We start from the raw sequence: 2,181 nt of genomic DNA on the forward strand, positions 1-2,181 counted from the left end.
GATCTTCGACAGGCGGGGCCGGGAGGCATCGCCTCCCGGCCCGGTCTCAGTCTTTTTTCAGATGGGCGTACCACAGCAGCGCCGCCAGCCCCGCGCCGCCCAGGACGTTCCCCAAAGTGACGGGGAGGAGGTCCCCCAGGAGCCCGCCCAGGGTCAGGGGAGCCAGGTCCACTCCGGCCTGCTGGGCCAGCTGGAGGTATTGGGGATCCCGGATCGCCAGCAGCCCGGCGGTGATGTAGTACATGTTCGCCACGCAGTGCTCGAAGCCGCAGAGGACGAAGTAGCATACGGGGAGGAAGGCCCCCATGAGGCGGCCCGCCGCGTCCTGGGCGGACAGGGCCAGGAGGACCCCCAGACACACCAGGACGTTGCAGAAGATCCCCAGGACGAAGCCGTTCCAGAAGGGCAGGGCGCATTTCCCGGCGGCGAGGCGGATGGTGTGGAGCGCCAGCCCCCCGGCGGAGTAGTCCAGCTGCCCGGACCAGACGCAGCCCGCCGCCACGAGGAGGGCCCCCAGGAAGTTCCCCAGGTAGACGATCCCCCAGTTCCGCAAAAGGCCGGAGAGGGTGCACTCCCCCTCCAGCAGGCAGAGGACCAGCAGGCTGTTCCCGGTGAAAAGCTCCGCCCCGGTGACGATGACCATGCACAGGCCGAAGGGGAACAGCAGGCCGCAGACCGTCCGGGCCAGGCCCACGTCCTCCATGCCGTGGACGGCGGTATTCGTGGCGGCGCAGCCCAGGGCGATGAGGGCGCCCGCCAGCACCGCCAGGGCCAGGAGCTTCCCGGCGCTCTTCCGGGTCTTGGCTGCCCCGGCGGCGGCATAGCTCTCTAAAAATCCTTTTGGAGCAAGGTAGTGCAAGGTCCCACTCCTTTCTCGGCAGCGGTGTTCGTTCAAAGAGAAGCGGGGGCCCCGGCCGCGGGTCCTGGGCCCCCGGCCCAGGACGCCCTCTCGACCGGGGCCGTCCCCCAAGGAGCTTAGAACAGCCCGGTGATCTTCCCGTCCTCGTCCACGTCGATCTTCTCGGCGGCGGGGACCTTGGGCAGGCCCGGCATGGTCATGATGTCCCCCGTCAGGGCCACCAGGAAGCCCGCCCCGGCGCTGACCTTCAAATTCCGCACGGTGATGGTGAAGCCCCTGGGCGCGCCCAGCAGGGCCGGGTCGTCGGAGAAGCTGTACTGCGTTTTCGCCATGCAGACGGGGAGCCTGCCGAAGCCCAGGGCCTCCAGCTCCGCGAGCTGCTTTTTGGCGGCGGGGGTCAGGACGGCCCCGTCGGCGCGGTAGATCTTTCTCGCGATGGCGTCGATCTTGTTCTCGATGGTATCCTCGGCGTCGTAGGCGAAGCGGAAGTCGCAGGGCTCCTCGCAGAGGCGGAGGACCTCCTCCGCCAGGGCCGTGCCGCCCGCGCCGCCCTTGGCCCAGACCTCGCTGAGGGCGGCGTTCACGCCCAGCTCCCTGCACCGCTCCTCCACCAGCTTAAGCTCGGCGGCGGTGTCGGTGGGGAAGGCGTTGACGGCCACCACGCAGGGCAGGCCATAGACGTTCTTGATGTTGTCCACGTGCTGGAGGAGGTTGGGCAGGCCCCGCTCCAGGGCCTCCAGGTCCTCGTTGTTCAGCTCCGCCTTGGGCACGCCGCCGTGGTTCTTCAGGGCCCGGACCGTGGCGACGACCACGACGGCGCTGGGCTTCAGCCCGGCGAGGCGGCACTTGATGTCCAGGAACTTCTCCGCGCCCAGGTCCGCGCCGAAGCCCGCCTCGGTGACGGCGTAGTCCGCCAGCCTCATGGCCAGGCGGGTCGCCATGACGGAGTTGCAGCCGTGGGCGATGTTGGCGAAGGGCCCGCCGTGGATGAAAGCGGGGGTGCCCTCCAGGGTCTGGACCAGGTTGGGCTTGAGCGCGTCCTTGAGCAGCGCCGCCATGGCGCCCTCGGCCTTGAGGTCATGGGCGGTGACGGGCCTGCCGTCATAGGTGTAGCCCACCACCATCCGGCCCAGGCGCTCCTTCAGATCCAGGATGCCGGAGGAGAGGCAGAGGACCGCCATGATCTCGCTGGCGACGGTGATGTCGAAGCCGTCCTCCCGGGGGACGCCCTGCATCCGGCCCCCCAGGCCGTCCACGATGTTCCGGAGCTGGCGGTCGTTCATGTCCACGCAGCGCTTCCAGGTGATCTTCTTCACGTCGAT

At 69.0% G+C, this 2,181-nt stretch carries 2 protein-coding genes; both read right to left on the reverse strand.

Translation table 11 applies throughout. The annotated features are described in order from the left end of the window. Positions 1-46 precede the first annotated feature (46 nt). Entirely contained in the window at positions 47-859 is an 813-nt protein-coding gene (locus tag QZ332_RS13475) for a formate/nitrite transporter family protein (RefSeq protein WP_295766382.1), read from the reverse strand. A 116-nt stretch (positions 860-975) separates the two neighbouring features. Next, positions 976-2,181, reverse strand: a 1,206-nt coding sequence (locus QZ332_RS13480; protein ID WP_295766385.1) for a formate--tetrahydrofolate ligase, incomplete at its 5' end; no start/stop codon positions are given.

Source organism: uncultured Oscillibacter sp., from assembly GCF_910584465.1.
GTDB lineage: Bacteria > Bacillota > Clostridia > Oscillospirales > Oscillospiraceae > Oscillibacter.